This is a genomic window from Sorangium sp. So ce1036 (assembly GCF_051369805.1).
Lineage (GTDB): Bacteria > Myxococcota_A > Polyangia > Polyangiales > Polyangiaceae > Sorangium > Sorangium cellulosum_F.
The window spans coordinates 5,038,359-5,055,380 of record NZ_JBBMOX010000001.1 but is presented as its reverse complement, the minus strand read 5'-3'; the positions used below and the strand labels follow the sequence as shown (position 1 = coordinate 5,055,380).

Annotated in this window: 13 protein-coding genes; 4 read left to right on the top strand and 9 right to left on the bottom strand. The window is 72.3% G+C overall.

The features are described from left to right. Window positions 1-17: 17 nt before the first annotated feature. Both WMF31_RS18955 and asnB read left to right on the top strand, forming a co-directional pair. On the top strand, window positions 18-1,604 hold the full coding sequence (locus WMF31_RS18955) for a class I adenylate-forming enzyme family protein (protein WP_436603299.1): 1,587 nt from the start codon (window positions 18-20) through the stop codon (window positions 1,602-1,604). Window position 1,605: 1 nt separating this feature from the next. Continuing rightward, the gene (gene asnB / locus WMF31_RS18950; RefSeq protein ID WP_436603298.1) at window positions 1,606-3,624 is read left to right on the top strand and encodes an asparagine synthase (glutamine-hydrolyzing); all 2,019 of its coding nucleotides are present in this window, start codon (window positions 1,606-1,608) and stop codon (window positions 3,622-3,624) included. 33 nt (window positions 3,625-3,657) lie between these two features. Here asnB and WMF31_RS18945 read toward each other — a convergent pair whose 3' ends face one another. The 9 genes from WMF31_RS18945 to WMF31_RS18905 form a co-directional block, all read right to left on the bottom strand. Beyond that, window positions 3,658-4,893, bottom strand: coding sequence for a lipoprotein receptor (locus WMF31_RS18945; RefSeq protein WP_436603297.1), 1,236 nt, complete (start codon window positions 4,891-4,893; stop codon window positions 3,658-3,660). Further along, on the bottom strand, window positions 4,893-5,900 hold the full coding sequence (locus WMF31_RS18940; protein WP_436603296.1) for a hypothetical protein: 1,008 nt from the start codon (window positions 5,898-5,900) through the stop codon (window positions 4,893-4,895). Before WMF31_RS18940 ends, WMF31_RS18945 begins: the two co-directional genes overlap by 1 nt. 54 nt (window positions 5,901-5,954) lie before the next feature. Continuing rightward, window positions 5,955-7,535 carry a protein kinase domain-containing protein gene (locus WMF31_RS18935; protein ID WP_436603295.1) on the bottom strand — a complete coding sequence of 527 codons (1,581 nt, stop codon included), beginning with the start codon at window positions 7,533-7,535 and terminating at the stop codon, window positions 5,955-5,957. A 134-nt stretch (window positions 7,536-7,669) separates the two neighbouring features. Continuing rightward, window positions 7,670-9,049 carry a tetratricopeptide repeat protein gene (locus WMF31_RS18930; RefSeq protein WP_436603294.1) on the bottom strand — a complete coding sequence of 460 codons (1,380 nt, stop codon included), beginning with the start codon at window positions 9,047-9,049 and terminating at the stop codon, window positions 7,670-7,672. 167 nt (window positions 9,050-9,216) lie between these two features. Then, window positions 9,217-10,581, bottom strand: a complete 1,365-nt coding sequence (locus tag WMF31_RS18925) for a M16 family metallopeptidase (protein WP_436603293.1) — start codon at window positions 10,579-10,581, stop codon at window positions 9,217-9,219. Continuing rightward, on the bottom strand, window positions 10,578-12,032 hold the full coding sequence (locus WMF31_RS18920) for a M16 family metallopeptidase (RefSeq protein WP_436603292.1): 1,455 nt from the start codon (window positions 12,030-12,032) through the stop codon (window positions 10,578-10,580). The genes WMF31_RS18925 and WMF31_RS18920 overlap by 4 nt, the downstream gene beginning before the upstream one ends. Window positions 12,033-12,055: 23 nt before the next feature. Continuing rightward, window positions 12,056-12,691 carry a hypothetical protein gene (locus WMF31_RS18915; protein ID WP_436603291.1) on the bottom strand — a complete coding sequence of 212 codons (636 nt, stop codon included), beginning with the start codon at window positions 12,689-12,691 and terminating at the stop codon, window positions 12,056-12,058. A gap of 99 nt (window positions 12,692-12,790) precedes the next feature. Then, a complete protein-coding gene (lepA, locus tag WMF31_RS18910) occupies window positions 12,791-14,593 on the bottom strand; it encodes a translation elongation factor 4 (protein ID WP_436603290.1) in 1,803 nt (600 codons plus the stop codon). A gap of 255 nt (window positions 14,594-14,848) precedes the next feature. Next, entirely contained in the window at window positions 14,849-15,064 is a 216-nt protein-coding gene (locus WMF31_RS18905; protein ID WP_436603289.1) for a ribbon-helix-helix domain-containing protein, read from the bottom strand. 290 nt (window positions 15,065-15,354) lie between these two features. Between WMF31_RS18905 and WMF31_RS18900 the strand changes: the two genes are divergently transcribed. Next, window positions 15,355-16,179 carry a hypothetical protein gene (locus WMF31_RS18900; protein WP_436603288.1) on the top strand — a complete coding sequence of 275 codons (825 nt, stop codon included), beginning with the start codon at window positions 15,355-15,357 and terminating at the stop codon, window positions 16,177-16,179. Window position 16,180: 1 nt separating this feature from the next. Next, complete coding sequence (locus WMF31_RS18895; RefSeq protein ID WP_436603287.1) at window positions 16,181-16,951, top strand: hypothetical protein; 771 nt, start codon at window positions 16,181-16,183, stop codon at window positions 16,949-16,951. Window positions 16,952-17,022: the final 71 nt, after the last annotated feature.

The window sequence follows — 17,022 nt, the reverse complement described above, 5'->3', positions numbered from 1 at the left end:
GCACCCGAGGGGGGCGCATGATCACGCAGCACACCGCTCGTCGCGATCCGCGCTCGGATCGCTTCCTCATCGATTCGGCGCTGCGCTCGTTCGCCGCCTCGCGCCCCGATCACGTCGCGCTGGTCGCCGAGGGGCGGCGGCTCTCGTACCGCGAGCTCGACGGGCTCGCCGACCGCGCCGCCGCCCTCTTCCGCGAGGCCGGCGCGCAACGCGGTGACCGCGTCATCGTCGCGCTCGACAACGGCGTGGACGCGGTCGTCGCCTACTATGGCGCGCTCCGGGCCGACGCCGTGCCGTCGCTGCTCGGCACCGCGGTGCGGCCGCGGCGCTTCGGTCAGGTGCTGGCGCTCGCGGAGCCGCGCGTCCTCGTGGCGGCGCGCAGCATGCGCGACTGCCTCGCCGCCGTGGCCGACCTCCCGCCCGGCGCGAGGCCCGCGGCGACGTTCCTGAGCGGCGCCGCGCCCCCGGCCGCCGCCTCCCCCGCCGGCGGGCACGACCTCCACGAAGCGCTGGCCAGCGCGCCCAGCGAGGCCCCCGAGCGCCGCGCGATCGAGCTGGATCTCGCGACGCTCTGCTGGACGAGCGGCAGCACGGGCGAGTCGAAGGGGGTCATGCTGACGCACCAGAACCTCCGCAACAGCACCGCGGCGATCGGCGCGTACCTCGAGCACACGGCGGACGACGTGGTCCTCTGCGTGCTGCCGCTGTCGCACACCTACGGGCTCTTCCAGCTGCTCGTGACCCACGCGTTCGGCGGGACGGTCGTCCTCGAGAAGGGCTTCTCCATGCCCTGGCCGATCGTCCAGAAGATGGCCGAGGAGCGCGTGACCGGCTTCGCCGGCGTGCCGACGATCTTCGCGTCCATGCTCTCGCTCAAGAATTTCGCGAAGGCCGATCTCTCGGCGCTCCGGTACATGACGAACGCGGCGTACGGGCTCCCGGCGCCGCAGCTCCTACGCCTCCGCGAGCTCCTGCCCAGGGTCTCCTTCTACGCGATGTACGGCCAGACCGAGTGCACGCGCGTCTGTTACTTGCCGCCGTCCCTCGCGCTGGAGCGGCCCTCCTCCGTGGGCATCGCGATGCCGAACGAGGAGCTCTGGATCGAGCGGGAGGACGGCACGCGGGCGGACCCGGGCGAGGTGGGCGAGCTCGTCGTGCGCGGGCCGAACGTGATGCGCGGCTACTTCCGGAACCCCGAGGCGACCCAGCGCGCGCTCCGGCCAGGGCCGCTCCCGGGCGAGGTGGTGCTCCACACGGGCGACCTCTTCAAGATGGATGAGGACCGGTACCTCTACTTCGTCGCGCGCAAGGACGACATCATCAAGACCCGCGGCGAGAAGGTGAGCCCGCTCGAGGTCGAGTCCGTGATCTGCAAGGTCCCGGGCGTCGTCGAGGCGGCGGTGGTCGGCGTCCCGGATCAGGTGCTCGGGGTCGCGGTGAAGGCCGCCGTCGTGAAGGCGCCCGACGCCGCGGTGACGGCCGACGATATCCGCAGGACGGTGCGGTCCGAGCTCGACGAGGTCGCCGTGCCCAAGCTCGTCGAGTTCGTGGAAGCGCTCCCCAAAACGGCGAGCGGCAAGGTCAAGAAGAGCGAGCTCGTCTGATATGTGCGGTATCGCCGGCCTGATCAACCTACGCACCGACGCGCCGCTCCCCGACCGCGAGCTGGCCCTCAGGATGGCCCGGGCGCTCCGCCACCGCGGCCCTGACGGCTTCGGCATCTACCGCGATCGCCACGTGGCGCTGGCGCACGCCCGGCTGTCGATCATCGACCTCGACGGCGGTTGGCAGCCGATGGCCAACGCCGAGGAGACGCTCTGGGTCTGCTTCAACGGCGAGATCTTCAACTACATCGAGCTCCGCGAGGAGCTCGCGGCGAAGGGGCACCGCTTCCGGACGAAGAGCGACACCGAGGTGCTGATCCACGCCTACGCCGAGCACGGCGAGGCCATGGTCGATCGGCTGAACGGCCAGTGGGCGTTCGTCCTCTGGGACGCCCGGAGGCGGCGCGCGCTCTTCGCGCGCGACCCCGTCGGCATCAACCCGCTCTTCTGGACCACCCACGGCGGCGTCCTCCGGTTCGCCAGCGAGGTGAAGTCGCTCTTCCAGGACCCGGCGGTGCCGCGCGCGATCTCGCGCGAAGGCCTCGACGAGGCGCTGACGTTCTGGGCGCCGGTCGCCCCGCGGACGCCCTACCAGGGCGTCCACCAGATCCCGCCGGGCGCCGTCGCGACGCTCGAGCTCGATCGCGACGCCGCGCCGCGCGTCTCGGTCCGCTTCCGCCCCGAGTTCCCCGTCGAGCGCGCGCCGCGCGGCGACGAGGCGCCGCTCGTCTCCCGCGTGCGCGAGGTGATCCGCGGCGGCGCCACGATCCGGCTGCGCGCGGACGTCCCCGTCGGCAGCTACCTGAGCGGCGGGCTCGACTCCACCATCGTCGCGGCGCTCATCGCCTCGAACCGCGAGGTGCCGCTGCGCACGTTCTCGGTCGAGTTCACGGAGCGCGAGTTCGACGAGGCCGAGCACCAGCGCGCCGCGGTGGCGCACCTCGGCACGTCGCACGCTTCGATCCAGTGCGGAGACGCCGAGATCGCCCGCGTGTTCCCCGATGTCGTCTACCACGCCGAGGCCCCGCTCCTGCGCACCGCCCCGGCGCCGCTCTTCATCCTGGCGAACCTCGTCCGGCAGAGCGGCTACCGCGTGGTGCTGACGGGTGAGGGCGCCGACGAGCTCTTCGCGGGCTACGACATCTTCCGCGAGGACCGGGTCCGCCGCTTCTGGGCGCGCCACCCGGACAGCAAGCTCCGGCCGCAGCTCCTCCTCCGGCTCTACCCCTACCTGCAGCGATCGCCGGTCGCGCAGGTCGAGATGGCGAAGGCGTTCTTCGGCCGGAACCTGACGCAGACAGACGACCCGTTCTACTCCCACCGCCCGCGGTGGGACGCGACGAGCCGCATCAAGCTGATGCTCGATCCCGCGATGCGTGAGGGCGTCGGCGCGACGGCGGCGACCGATCGCCTGGCGGCGCAGCTCCCCGGCGACTTCATGCGCTGGACGCCGCTCGCGCGCGCCCAGTACCTGGAGATCACGACGCTGCTCTCCGGTTACCTGCTGTCCTCGCAGGGCGAGCGCATGATGATGGCGAACTCGGTCGAGGGGCGCTTCCCGTTCCTCGATCCCGACGTGATGGACGTGGCGGACGCGCTGCCGGACGCGCTGAAGCTCCGCGCGCTCGACGAGAAGCACGTGCTGAAGCGCGCGATGGGCGATCTGCTGCCGCGAGGCGTGCTGGAGCGGAAGAAGCAGCCGTACCGCGCTCCCGTGGTCCAGCCGTTCTTCGGGGCCGGGACGCCGGACTACGTGGAGGCGTGCCTGTCCCCCGAGGCCATCAAGGACGCGGGCATCTGGCAGGCGCAGGCCGTCGCGTCGCTCGTCGCGAAGTGCCGGAGGACCGGCGGCAAGTCGATGAGCAACACCGACGACATGGCCTTCTGCGCCATCCTCTCGACGCAGCTCATGGCGCGCGACCTCATCCAGGGCGCGCGGGTCGTCTCGGCGGGCGACGACACGTCGGGCCGCCTGGGCGTCGACGTCGATCGGGCGCGCGACGCGGGTCGCTCTCCCTAGGCTCGGGCCGCTCGCGACGCCGCCAGGCAGAGCCTACTCAGGACGGCGGAGCTTGAGCACCGCGCCGTCGGGGGTCGCGTTCACCCAGTACACGAAGTCGCCGTGGAGCACGATCCCGCGCGGGACGCCTCCCCTGTACAGCGTTTCCTGGTTCCCGCTGCCATCCTTGCGCTTCCGCCAGACGCGGGCAGCCCCCTGATCGGTCCAGTAGACGTAAGGATCCTCATCGTCCACGGCGATGCTGTTGGGCAGCTGGTTCCGCACGTCGTCCTCCCCGGAGGGTACCCAGACGGGCTTCGGCGCCTGCCGACCGTCCTTCGGCGCCCTCATCACGGCGCTCGCGCTCGGGCTGGAGTTGTTGGCCCAGTAGACGTGGTCACGATCCACGGCGACGGCGTACGGGAAGGACTGATCATCGGCCACCCGGGTCGTCGGGCCGCCGTCCCGCCGCGATGTCCTGTTCACCCCGCCGCGCTCGCGGCGATCGACCCAGTACACGTGGCCTTCGTCGAGCGCGAGGAGGTGCGGCGACGTCATGTCGTCCCTGCGGAAGCGTGCGTCCGCCTCGCCGTCGGGCATGCGGATCCGGCCGATGAGGCTCCCGTTCCCCGGAGTGCCGATCGAGCCCGCGCGCTGCGCCCAGAACACGTCCGCGTCATCGGCGACCACGCCGAGGGTCACGTAATCCGAGTCCACGACCCACCTCGGCTCCTCCTTCCCCTCGTGGTCCACCTTCATGACGCGCTTCGCGTTGAGGTTGGACCAGAAGACGCCGTGCGCGTTGACGGCGATCCCGTACGGAGCGTTCTGCCCGGCGGCGAGGCGCGTGATCGGCCCGCCGTGGATCGACACCTTGAGCACGCTGCCGGCCGCATCGTCGCCGGCCGTCCAGTAGACCTCGTCCTGGTAGATGGTGAGGAACGCCGCGTCGCTGTACCCGCGCGCGAGCTCCGTGACCCCGCTGCAGCCGTCGGCGCTGCAGGACCCGCCCGCGAGGCACACCGCGCCGCAGGCGCCGCAGTTTTGCGGGTCGGAGGTCACGTCCACCTCGCAGTCGTCGGGGTTTCCGTCGCAGTCCCTCCAGCCGGCCGTGCACGGCTGGGCCCCGCCCGTCGAGCTCGCGCCGCCCCCACCGGTCGCGCTCGCGCCACCCCCACCGGCTGAGCTCGCGTCGCCCGTACCGACATCGAAGTCCCCGAGCAGGCTGGTGCATGCGGCGACGGCGGTCGCGAGGCCGAGCATCCAACCGACCCTGAACACCTGACGCATCAGAACCTCCCCTTCGCCCCTGCGAAGCCGAGGCCGATCACGGGCGAGACCGACAGGCCCGCGCGCTGCGGCGACCTCGGCGCCGTGAGGATGAGGAACACGCCCGCGCCGACGCCCACGGCGCCGATGGCGAACCCGAGCGTCGAGAGGGTGCCCATCGCGTGATAGCCGTCGACGTCGTCCGCGAGCGACGGGTCGCACCGGCCGCGGGGGCAGCGCTCCGAGAGGTCACCGTGCTTGCTGACCGCGAGCGCGCCCGCCACCGCACCGGCCCCGAGGCCGATCCCGCCGAGCCCGAGCGCGACGATCCCGAGCGTCGTGCGGCCTCCGCTGGACGCGACAGGGCCCCTGTCCGGCGTCGAAGCCGCGCTCCGAGGGGGCGGCGCGGCGGCGAGCGGCGGCGCGGCGGCGAGCGGCGGCGCGAGCGGCCTGAGCGCCAGCGCGACGGTCTCGGTGGCGCCCTCCGAGAGCGTCACCTTCACCTCGACCGGGGAGAACCCCGCGGCCGTCGCGCGGACGGTGTGCTCGCCCGGATCCACCGGCCGCTTCACCCCGATCGCGGCGCGCGGCACGGGCTCCCCGTCGATCGTGACGTCGGCGGCGTCCGAGCCGCTCACCTGGATGAGCACCTGCGGGATCCGTGGCGCGAGCGCGTCGAGCTCCCGCTGAGCGGCCTTGATCGCCTCGAAGAACGGCTCGGGCGATCCCTCCGGTGCCCCCTCGCGGAGGATGCGGCTGTACGATTCCTGGGCCGCGATCCACTGGCCCAGGCCGACCTGCGCCCGAGCGACGCCGAGCAGCAGCGTGGGCGCGTGGATGATGGCATCGGCGCGGCCGAATCGATCGAGCGCGGCGGAGAAATCTCTCCGATCAAGGGCCTCCTGGCCCTCCACGGCGAGCGACCGAGCCGTCGCGCGGTCGGCGTCGGAGACCTGCGCCGGGGCATCGGAGCCCTGCGCCAGGGCGAGGGCGGGCGCGCAGGTGAGCGCGAGCAGCAAGGAAGCCATTCCGAGTCGACGAGCCATACGAGCGAGATCAGTGCGGAGCACAACGGGTGAACGTCAGATACCGAAGTCGGTCGGCTTCGGCTTCGGCTTCGGCTTGCGGCGCACGGTCCCCGAAGGCGCCGGGGTACGCGGCTTCACCTGAGCGGGCGACGCAGACGGCGTGCGCGCGCCGCTCGACGCCGGAGCCGCTCGCGCTGGAGCAGCCGTCGAGGAGGCCGACGGCGCCGGCACGGACGCGGCCGGGCGGTCCTCCGCCGCGGGCCGCTCAGGCTCCCGCTCGGGCGCCGCAGAGGACGCCACGACCTCGGGCCTCCCCGGCGCGCCGGGCGAGGAGCCCGCGGCGGCTGGTTGCGCGAGCGGCCGGGTTTCGCCGCCGGAGCTCTCGCCGCGCAGGAGAAAGAACCCGGCGACGAGCACGACCGCCGCGCCGGCGGCCGCGCCCGCGAGCGCACGGCCGACGACCCGCCGCGGTCGCCTGGCCGCGGGAGACACGACCGAGACCAGCGCGCTCGCGGTCTGCGATGGCGTCTGGCGGGCCGACATCGCGGGCGCCCCCTCCGCGCCGCCGGTGGAGCCGATCGGGACGGGGGAGCTCGCCGCGAGCTGCCCGGCCTCGGCGTCCGAGGCGACCAGCGTGGCCGCGTCGCCGAGCGAGGGCACCGCGCTCTCGGGCTCTGGATCGAGGAGCGCTGCGCTGCCCTGGGACCGCGGGGCAAAGCCGAGCTCCAACGACACGCGATCGCCGGACGCCCGGAACAGGCCGGAGAAGCTCGTCCGCTGGTCGAAGCTGTCGGTCGAGAGGTCGAGGGCCACGGCGAGCGCATCGCAGAACTCCTTCGCGCTCTGGAAGCGGGCCTCTGGCTCGCGTGACGCGGCGCGCGTCCACCAGGCGTCGAAGCCTGGCGGCACCGGGGCGAGCTGCGAGGGCACGGGCAGCGGCCGAACCATGATCTTGAGGAGCAGATCGCCGAACGCCTCGCTGTCGAACGGGAGCTTGCCGGTCAGGCATTCGAACACGACGACGGCGAGCGACCACAGATCCGAGCGATGATCGATGCTCTTGGTCCCCTGCGCCTGCTCCGGGCTCATGTACGCGGGCGTCCCGAGCAGCGAGCCGGTCTTCGTCGTGGAGGCGACCCGCGGCGTGCTGTCCTTCGCGATCCCGAAATCGAGCACCTTGGCGATCTCCCGGTCGTCGTCCCGGACGAGGAAGATGTTCGCGGGCTTGAGATCGCGATGGACCAGGCCCGCCGCGTGGGCTCTCGTGAGGGCGCGCGCCACCTGCGCCGTGATCGCCATCGTGTCGTGCGGATCGAGCCGCCCGACGCGCTGGATGCGGGAGTCGAGGTCCTCCCCCTCGAGGTACTCCATCGCGATGTAGGGGGTGCCCTCCCACACGCCGTGATCGAGGATCTGCACGACGTGCGGGCTCCGGATCTGCGCCGCGATCTTGGCCTCCCGCTCGAAGCGGAGCCGCACCTCCTGGGAGACGCCCTGCGCGTGCATGAACTTGATCGCGCACGGCATGTCGAGGCCGACGTGCTGGGCGAGCCACACCGAGCCCATCCCGCCTTGCCTTAGCGGACGCGTCAGGCGAAAGCGATCGGCAACGGTGGTCCCCGCGGCGGGTGTCACGCAGCCTCCCAGACCTCCGGAATACCACAGGGAGCCGCTCAGGGTCACGTTTGCGCCGCGCGAAAGTGAACCGTCGATCCGCGCGATCGTGAGCTGCGCCGCGGCGCGGGAGGATCGACGCAGCGCACGAACGGCTAGCGAGAGCCCGAGCTCGCGGCGGCCTTCGGCGGCGCTCCTCGCGCGTCGGAGCGGGCCGGACGCGGGCCTCCTTCACCGGCGCCGAAGGGCACACCCGTGGTCTGCGCGAGCTGCTTGCCCCGCGGATCCTCCGGGAAGGCCTCGACGAACTTGCGCACGTGGTGCCGCGACTCCTCCGTGACGCCCGCGCGGAACGTCAGGAGCGCGAGGTTGTAGCGCGCCTCGGCGCTCCGCGGATCGACCCTCAAGGCCGCGAGGTAGCCCTGGCGCGCGCCGTTGTAGTCGCCGCGCTGATCGGCGATGAGCGCGAGGTTGTAGAGCACGTCGGCGTCGGAGGGATCCTGCGTGGCGAGCGGCGTGAGGCGCGCCGTCGCTCCGTCGAGATCCCCGGCGAGGATCGCGAGCGCGCCCGCGAGGAGCTGCGCCTCTCGGCCGGCGCCGGCCGCGATCGCGCGCTCGACCTCCTCCCTGGCCTCCGGGAGGCGGCCCGCGCGCTCGTGCGCGAGCGCGAGCGCGTAGCGGAGCCGCGCCGGATCGCCCCCCTGCTCCAGCGCGGCGCGCGCCTCGGCCTCGGCCCGCTCCGGGCGGCCCGCCACGGCGAGCGCCTCGGCCAGCGTGGCCGCCGTGCCCACCTGGTCCGGGCATCGCGCGCGCGCCGCCTCCGCGTCGCGGAGGGCGGCGGCTGCGTTGCGGGCGCGCAGCCTCGCCTCGGCGCGCAGCGCGAGGCAGGCGCACGTGGCCGGCGCGGCGGGCGAGGAGGCGGGCGCGGCGCTCGGGTGCATCTTCAGGCAGCGCGCGGCGACGGCCGCGATCGCGCCGTGCTCGCGCTCGTCGAGCAGCGGCGCCGTGAGCTCGTCGAGGGCGCGCAGGTGCGCGCCGTCGCGGCGCAGCGCCGCCCACCACATCTTCTCGTGCGAGCCGAGCAGGGGCGCCGCCCCGAGCAGCTGGACGGCGCCGAGGCCGATCACGGCGATCGCCGCGCCCATCCGCCTGTGCTTGAAGGTCGAGCCGAGCCAGCGCTCCGCCGCGGCCGCGGCGAGCGTCGAGAGCGCCGCCCACAGCGGCACGGCGACGAGCACCACCCCCTGCGCGAGCGGGGCGCGGGGGCCGCGGTAGTGGAACGCCGCCGCGGTCGCCGCGGCGACCGCGAGCCACATCAGCGCCGCCCCGTTCCGGGCGAGCCGCGCCTCGGTCCGCGCAGCGAACCACGCCGGCACGCCGAGCGCCGCGACGAGCGCGGCCGCGGCCAGCGCCGCCGACAGCGCGAGCGCGCGCGGCGGCAACGGCTCGGGCGAGAGCCGCGTGGGAGCAACCGTGAGGACCAGGAGGTGCACCGTGCGGATCAGGTGCAGGGCGAGCTCAGCAGGCCAGGCCACGGGTTGACCTTAGCCCAGCGCGGATCGGGGACCAAACGGCGGCGGCCGGACGGCGCCGGGGATCCTCGGGCAGAGCGCGAGCCCTGCCCCGACCTCGCGAAGAAGCAGCGCCGTCGACGCCGCGCCGCGACCGGCGCTGCGGCCGCGGCCCCCGGTGGCGGTGACGGCTACTCCAGGTCGTACGGCTCGACCTGCACGTCCGAGAGCCGCGGGATCGCCGAGGCGATCGCCTCGCCGATCTCCGCGTGGGTCCCGACGACGCCGACCACGAGGTCGTCCTCCGGGATCCTGCGCCGCACGGCGGCGTTCGCCTCCGCGAGCGTGACCGCCTCGACGCGCTGCACGTACGTCTCGTGATACCCCTCGGGCAAGTCGTACAGCATCTCCTCGAGCTTCTGGTGGACGCGCTTCCTCGCGGTGTCGATCTCGAACGCGTGGGAGCGGACGAGGTACCGCTTCACGAACGTGAGCTCGTCCTCGGTGATCCCGTCGCGCCGCAGCGCCGCGAGCAGATCGAGCTCCAGGGAGAGGCACGCGGCGGCGTCCTGCGCCGCGGGGGCGGTCCACATGGTGAAGGCGTCGCGGTGCCGATCGAAGCCCGCGCGCGACGACGCGCCGTACGACCAGCCACGTTTCGCGCGCACCTCTTGCATGAGCCGCGACGAGAAGGTGCCGCCGAAGGCCGTGTTCGCGACCACGAGCGCGATGTGATCGGGATCGTGCGCGTCGGTGCCGAGGCCCCCGATGACCATCTGGGTCTGCGTCCGCTCGGGTTTGTCGACGAAGACGAGCCGCCGCCCCGGCCTCGCCGCGGGGTCCGGCACCGGGTCCGCGATCGCCTCCCCCTCGGGCAGACCGGACAGGAGGCGCTCCGCGATCGCGTGCGCCTCGCCGGGCTCGATGTCGCCCGAGATGGCCACGATCGCGTTGCGCCTGGTGTAGTGCCGCGCATAGAAGGCCGCGACGTCGTCCCGCGTGATCGCCCGCAGGGTCGGGATGGTGCCCGCGATGCGGCGGCCGTAGGGGTGCCCCGCGAACAGGGTCCGCCGGAACGCGCGGCTACAGAGCGAGCGATCGCTGTCGCGCGCGTCGACGAGCTCGGCCTCGGCCTCGCGCAGGAGCCGGGCGAGCTCGGGCGCCGCGAACGTGGGGCGCGCGAGGAGCGTGGCCCCGAGGTCCACGAAGCGATCGAGCGAGCGCTTGATCACCTCGAAGTGCGCCGACGTCGCGCTCGTCGCCACGTCCGCGCCGAACTCGCCGCCGAGCGCGTCGATCGTCTCCTCGATCTCGTTCGCGCTGTACCCCTCGGCGCCGCGGCGGAGCATGCGCGCCGTGATCCTGGCGAGCCCCTCGCGCCCCGCCGGGTCGTGCGCCGACCCGGAGCGGAACGCGACCACGATGCTGACCAGGGGGAGCGCGTGGCTCGTCTCCACGAGCACCGCCGGGCCGCGCGGCGTCACGCGCCCGCCCGGCGCTCCCCTGCCCTGCTCCTCCGCGCCCCAGGCGACGCCGCTCTTCACGCTCTGGCTCACGATGCCTCCTCGCTGTCCGCGTCCGCCTCTGCCGCGTCGTCGCCCCCGTCCTCGGCGCTCGATCCGTCCGGGATCACGTGGATCACGGTCCGCGCCGAGCTCACGAGGTAGCGGCGCGCGACGCGCAGCAGATCCCCCACGGTCGCTCGCCGGTAAGCGGCGAGCCGCTCGAACAGGGCCGCGGGATCGCCGAGCACCGTCTCGTAGAAGCCGATCTGCTCGGCCTTGCCGGCGACGGTCTCGAGCCCTTGCAGGACCGAGAGCTCGATGCGCGCCTTCGCCCGGTCGAGCTCCGCCTCGGTCACGGGGGAGCGACGCACCTCCTCGAGGATCGGCTCGAGGGCCGCGAGCAGCGCGTCGCCCGTGTGCTCACCGCGCGCCGAGAGGTAGATGTCGTACAGCGCGGGGTCGCGGAACGAGCCGACCCAGCCGCGGATCTCGCTGGCGATCTCCTGCTCCTGCACGAGCGCGCGGTGCACGCGCGACGACCGCCCGGAGAAGAGGATCTCGTTCAGCAGCACGAGGGGCGCGTGGTCGAAATCCCCGAGCGCCGGGGCGCGGTAGCCGATGGCGACCTTGTGCGTGGCGGTCGGCTTCACTACCTCGGCGCGGCGCTCCTCGGTCTGCGGCGGCTCGGGGCACACGTCCTCGACCGGAATCGTCGACGGCTCCTGCACGCCGTAGTGGTCCTGCACCGCCCGCAGCGCCCGATCGAGCGCGACGTCGCCCACGACGACGAGCGCCGCGTTGTTCGGGGCGTAGTACGTCCGGTAGAACTCGACGCAATCCTCGGTCGTGAAGCCCTTGATGTCTTCCATCCAGCCGATGGTCGGCCACCCGTACGCGTGCTTCCGGAACGCTTCCTTGTAGAGGAGCTCGCTGACCGAGCCGTCGACGTCGTCATCGACCCGCTGTCGCCGCTCGTTGGCGACGACCTCCTTCTCGCTCGACACCTGGGGGTCGCGGAGGACGAGCCGCGCCATGCGCTCCGCCTCGAGCCGGACGGTGAGCTCGAGCGCGTCCTTCGGCAGGTTCGTGTGGTAGTAGGTCCAGTCAAGGAACGTCGCCGCGTTCGTCTCGGCGCCGGCCTCCTCGAGCATCCGGTCGAACGCGCCGTGGGGGACGCTCTCCGTCTCGCCGAACATGAGGTGCTCGAACAGGTGGGCGATGCCGGTCTTGCCCACGCGCTCGTGGCGGGAGCCGACGCCGAACCACGTCTGCAGGCACACGACGGGCGCCGAGGGGTCGACGTGCACGAGCACCTTGAGCCCGTTGCCGAGGACGAAGCGCTCGACGCGCATGACGGGGCCGAACGAGATGCTGGCGTCGTGGCGCAGCCGGGCGAGCGGCGAGCGTCCTCGGTTCAGCTCGTCGAGCAACGCGGCGAGCGGATCGGTGCGGGGGAGCGCGTTGGCGGCTCCCGGGAGCGAGAAGGCGAGCGTCTCCTGCATGGCAGGGGCAGCCCATACCACGCTCAGCGCCGCGGCGCTGCGTGGCAGAGGACGTCGCCCGGATCCCGCGTCGACTGGTGGCACTCCCATTTGTCGTCGTGGCAAGAGATGACCAGGATGCCCGCGTCGAACGCCTCCTTGAAGGAGGAGCCTGCCCGCTGCGCGAGCAGGTTGGCCGGGGTCCGCTCGGTGCACCCCCGGCCCATGTCGACCTCGATCTTCCGGTTGCCCTTGGCCGGCTTCGCGGGATCGGGCGGCGTCTTGCCCTTGTCCGCGGTGCGCGCCGCGGCGGCGAGCTTCGGCAGGATCGCCTCGAGGTAGCCCTTGTCGACGAGCGGGTCGGTCGGCTGCGGCGACACCATGGCGAGCGTGTACTGGATCGCCATCATCTGTTGCTCCGGCGGAGCGCTCGGCTGGACGGGCCCGCTCGACCCGAGCGGGAACGGCCGCGGCGGCATCTGCCGCTTCGCAGCCCCGGTGGCGGCGGGGGGCGCGGCGGCGCTCGGCGCCGGCGCGGCGCTCGCCGTCGGCGCGGCCGGGGGCGAGGACGCGGGGGCCGCCGGCGCCTGGGCGCGCGGGTCGTCGCACGCGAGGACGGCGAGGGCGAGGAGCAGGGGCGCCGCGCAGCGGGCGCGCGGGCGGGCGGGGCTGGGCTGCATGAGCCGCTGTATACGGGCGACGGACGCGCGCCGCCACGCTCGCGTGGGCCGCGCCACCTCCTCCCCCGCGCGGAGGGCGAGCGCCGGGCCTCGGGTCCCTCAGTCGATCTTCAGGATCGCGAGGAAAGCCTCCTGCGGGATCTCGACGCTCCCGACCATCTTCATGCGCTTCTTGCCCTCCTTCTGCTTCTCGAGGAGCTTGCGCTTGCGGCTGATGTCGCCGCCGTAGCATTTGGCGGTCACGTCCTTGCGCATCGCCTTCACCGTGGTCCGCGCGATGACCTTCGTCCCGATCGCCGCCTGGATGGCGACCTCGTACTGCTGGCGCGGCACGATGTCCTTGAGCTTCACGGCGAGGTCCCGGCCCCGGGCGTACGCCTTCTCCCGGTGCACGATGACGCTCAGGGCGTCGAGCGGGTCGCCGTTCACCAGCATGTCGAGCTTGATGAGGTCGTCGGCCCGGTACCCGACGAGCTCGTAATCCATCGACGCGTAGCCGCGCGACACGCTCTTCAGCTTGTCGTGGAAGTCGAACAGCACCTCGCTGAGGGGCATGTCGTAGGTAATGATCACGCGGTCGGACGAGGCGTACTGGATCGACTTCTGCTCGCCGCGCCGCTCCTGGCACAGCGACAGCACGGCGCCGACGTACGCCGCCGGCACGTGGACGGTCATCCGGAAGATCGGCTCCTCGATGCGATCGATGAGGTTCGGCGGCGGGAGCTTCGCGGGGTTCTCGATCGACTTCATCGAGCCGTCGGTCAGGTAGCAGTGGTAGACGACGCTCGGCGCGGTCGTGATGAGGTCGAGGTTGTACTCGCGCTCGAGCCGCTCCTGGATGATCTCCATGTGGAGCAGGCCGAGGAAGCCGCACCGGAAGCCGAACCCGAGCGCCTCGGACGTGTCGGGCTCGAAGACGAACGCCGCGTCGTTCATGTGGAGCTTCGACAGGGCGTCGCGGAGGTCCTCGTACTGGTCCGAGTCCGTCGGGAAGATCCCGGCGAAGACCATCGGCTTCACCTCCTTGAAGCCGGGCAGCGGCACCGTCGCGGGGTGGACGGCGTCCGTCACCGTGTCGCCGATCTTCGTGTCGACCACGCTCTTGATGTTGCCGACGAGGAAGCCGACCTCCCCCGGCCCGAGCTCGGAGAGGGCGGTCGCGTGGGGCGTGAACACGCCCATCTCCGTGATCTCGTAGTCGCGGCCGGTCGCCATGAAGCGGACCTTCTGCCCCTTCCGGAGGGTGCCGTCGACGACGCGCACCATCACGATCGCGCCCCGGTAGCTGTCGTACCAGCTGTCGAAGATGAGCGCGCGCGGGGCCGCCTGGAGATCGCCCTTCGGCGGCGGGACGCGCGCGACGACCGCCTCGAGGATCTCCGTGATGCCGATCCCGGTCTTGGCGCTGGCGGGGATGGCGCCGGAGCAGTCGAGCCCGATGACGTCCTCGATCTCGCGCGTCGTCCGATCGACGTCGGCCGAGGGCAGGTCGATCTTGTTGAGGACCGGGATGATCTCGAGGTTGTTGTCGAGCGCGAGGAAGACGTTCGCGAGGGTCTGCGCCTCCACGCCCTGGGTGGCGTCGACGACGAGCAGCGCGCCCTCGCACGCCTGGAGGCTGCGCGAGACCTCGTAGTTGAAGTCGACGTGCCCGGGCGTATCGATGAGGTGCAGCCGGTACGTCTGCCCGTCCTTCGCGGTGTAATCGAGCCGCACGGTCTGGGCCTTGATCGTGATCCCGCGCTCGCGCTCGATCTCCATCTTGTCGAGGAATTGCTCCTTCTGCTCTCGGGTGGTGAGCGCTCCGGTCGCGTCGAGGATGCGGTCGGCGAGCGTGGACTTGCCGTGGTCGATGTGGGCGATGATCGAGAAGTTGCGGATGAGCTTGGGATCAGCGGGCATAGCGAGCTTCGGGGCGCGGCGCCCCGACCAGCGTTAGCGGCCGCCAGCGCGCGGCCTCGACCGGGATGTGAAGGAGCGGACCGCAGGTCCGCGCCTCATCATCAGAAAGCGGACCGCAGCGCGCGCTGGCACGAGCGCCGCGGGGCCATGTTGCACCACGGCGCGCTTGCTCCTAGCGCGACCGGCGCCGCGAAGCCATCCGCCCGGACAATACGCCCCCTCCCCGAGCGTCCCGGGGGCTTCCCGGGCCCCGGGTCATTTCTTCGCGGGCGGAGGTGGCGGCGGGAGGACCGACGTGCTCTCCAGGGACATCTGCCCCGGCAGCACGTGCTCGTAGTGCTTGAGGACCATGTCAATCCCTTCGCGGATGTAGACGGCGATCGGGACCTTGGTGCGTTCGTGCAAGATCTTCAGCCGCTCGGCCTGCTCGGGCGTGATGTAGATGGTCGTCGAGACTTTCTTCCGCGACATGTCACGCCCGGGGAGGGGAACCCGCCAGTCTCGAAGGGGTTGACTGACAAGACGTTACCCTAGATGCCGGTACGTATGATGTCAATCGGAATGGCGCTGGGTGGCCTCGTGGCGCTCGGCCGACGCGGGTTCCGATGTAGGTGCGGGCCGGCGAGCGCCCCCGTGGGCGTCTTGCTGTACGCACGGACGGCGGTCTAGACTCCGGCCGAAGCTGGTCCGCGTCGGGACGGCTCGCCCGGCGCGTCGAGCTCGTGTCCCGAAAATTCCGGGCCCGCTGGAGGAATCTCTTGATGATGCGATTCCCGCTCACCTGGCCGTCGCCCAGGTGCTCGCTCGTGGCCCTGATGACCGCCGCCGTCGCCGCCTGTGGGTCCTCGACGCCGGCGCCGACCCGCGCAAAGAGCGCCACAGGCGAGCGGGACACGACGATCGTCCACGAGCCCTGCGAGAAGGACTCTCCCTCGGCGGAGAAGGTCGACGTGAACGGCGATCGGGTCCCCGACATCATCCACGTCAAGCGGGATGGCCGGGAGGTTTGCCGGGTCGTCGACCTGAACCTCGATGGAGCGATCGACGCCTTCATCTACTACGACGCCGCAGGGCTCGAGCGCCGGCGCGAGTCGGATTTCGACCGCGACGGGCGCGCCGACGAGATCGCGCACTACGAGCGCGGCGTGATCGTGCTGAAGGAGCGCGAGACCAACTTCGACGACAAGCTCGACACCTGGGACCACTACGAGGGGCAGCGCCTCCTCCGCCGCGAGCGGGACTCGGACGGCGATGGGATCATCGATCAGTGGTGGCAGTTCAACAACCCGAACGACGCGAAGTGCGCGATCGTGGCGACGGACCAGAACGCCGACGGCAAGCCCGATCCTAACAGCGTGGTGGACCTCTGCGCCGAGTCGTACGGGACGCCGAGGGCGGCCGCGCCCCCGCCGGGCGGCGCCGCGCCCCCGCCGGGCAGCACCGCGCCGCCCGCGGGACAGGCCCCGCCCGCGGGCGCCGAGCCGACGAGCGCGGGGACCGGAGCGGCCCCCACCGGCGCGAGCCCGGCGTCGAGCGCCGCGCCCGCGGACGCCGCGAGCCCGAATGCCGCAACGAAGGGACCATGACATGACGAGACAGGAGCTCCTCGCGCTGGTCGCGCTCGGCCTGTTCGGCGCAGCTTGCGGCTCGGATCCGGGCTTCGAGGGGGCGAAGGCGCCCAGGCTCGAGGCGAAGCGCAACGCCGATGGCACCATCGACGATCGCTCGATGTGCGACTGGAAAGGCAGGGAGGACCGCGAGGCGAGCGAGACCGCGGGGCCGGGCGCGATCCAGCCCAACGTGCGGCGCGTCTTCCAGATCGTGGGCACGGGCGAGGACCGTCACAGGGCGCTCGTCTGCCGCGAGATCGACACCAACTTCGACGGGGTGAAGGACGTCGTCCGCCGCTACAACGAGAAGGGCGAGAGCCTGCACGAGGAGGCCGACTCGAACTACGACGGGCGGATCGACACCTGGATCACGTTCGCCACCGGCAGGCTGGCCGAGGTGAGGATCGACAGCGACCGAGACGGCAACCCGGACGAGTGGAAGTACTACAGCGGCGGCAAGCTCTCGCGCATCAAGCGGGACACGAACCGCGACGGCAAGCCGGACGTCTGGGAGATCTACCGCATGGGCCGGCTCGAGCGGATGGGCGTGGACCTCGACGGCGACGAGCGCGTCGATCGGTGGGATCACGACAACGAGCTGCGGCGCCGCGTCGAGGACGCCGAGCGCAAGAAGGAAGAGGAGGCCGCGGCCGAGGCGGCGAAGAAGGCCGCAGAGGACCAGGCCGCCGCGGACGAGGCGAACGAGGCCGTGGACAGCGGCGGAAGCGCCGAGCCCCCGAAGGAGTAGCGGGCGCCTCGTCCGATCCCCGTCCAGGTCCATCCCGCTCGCCTGGACTCACCGCGTCATCGTCGCTTCAG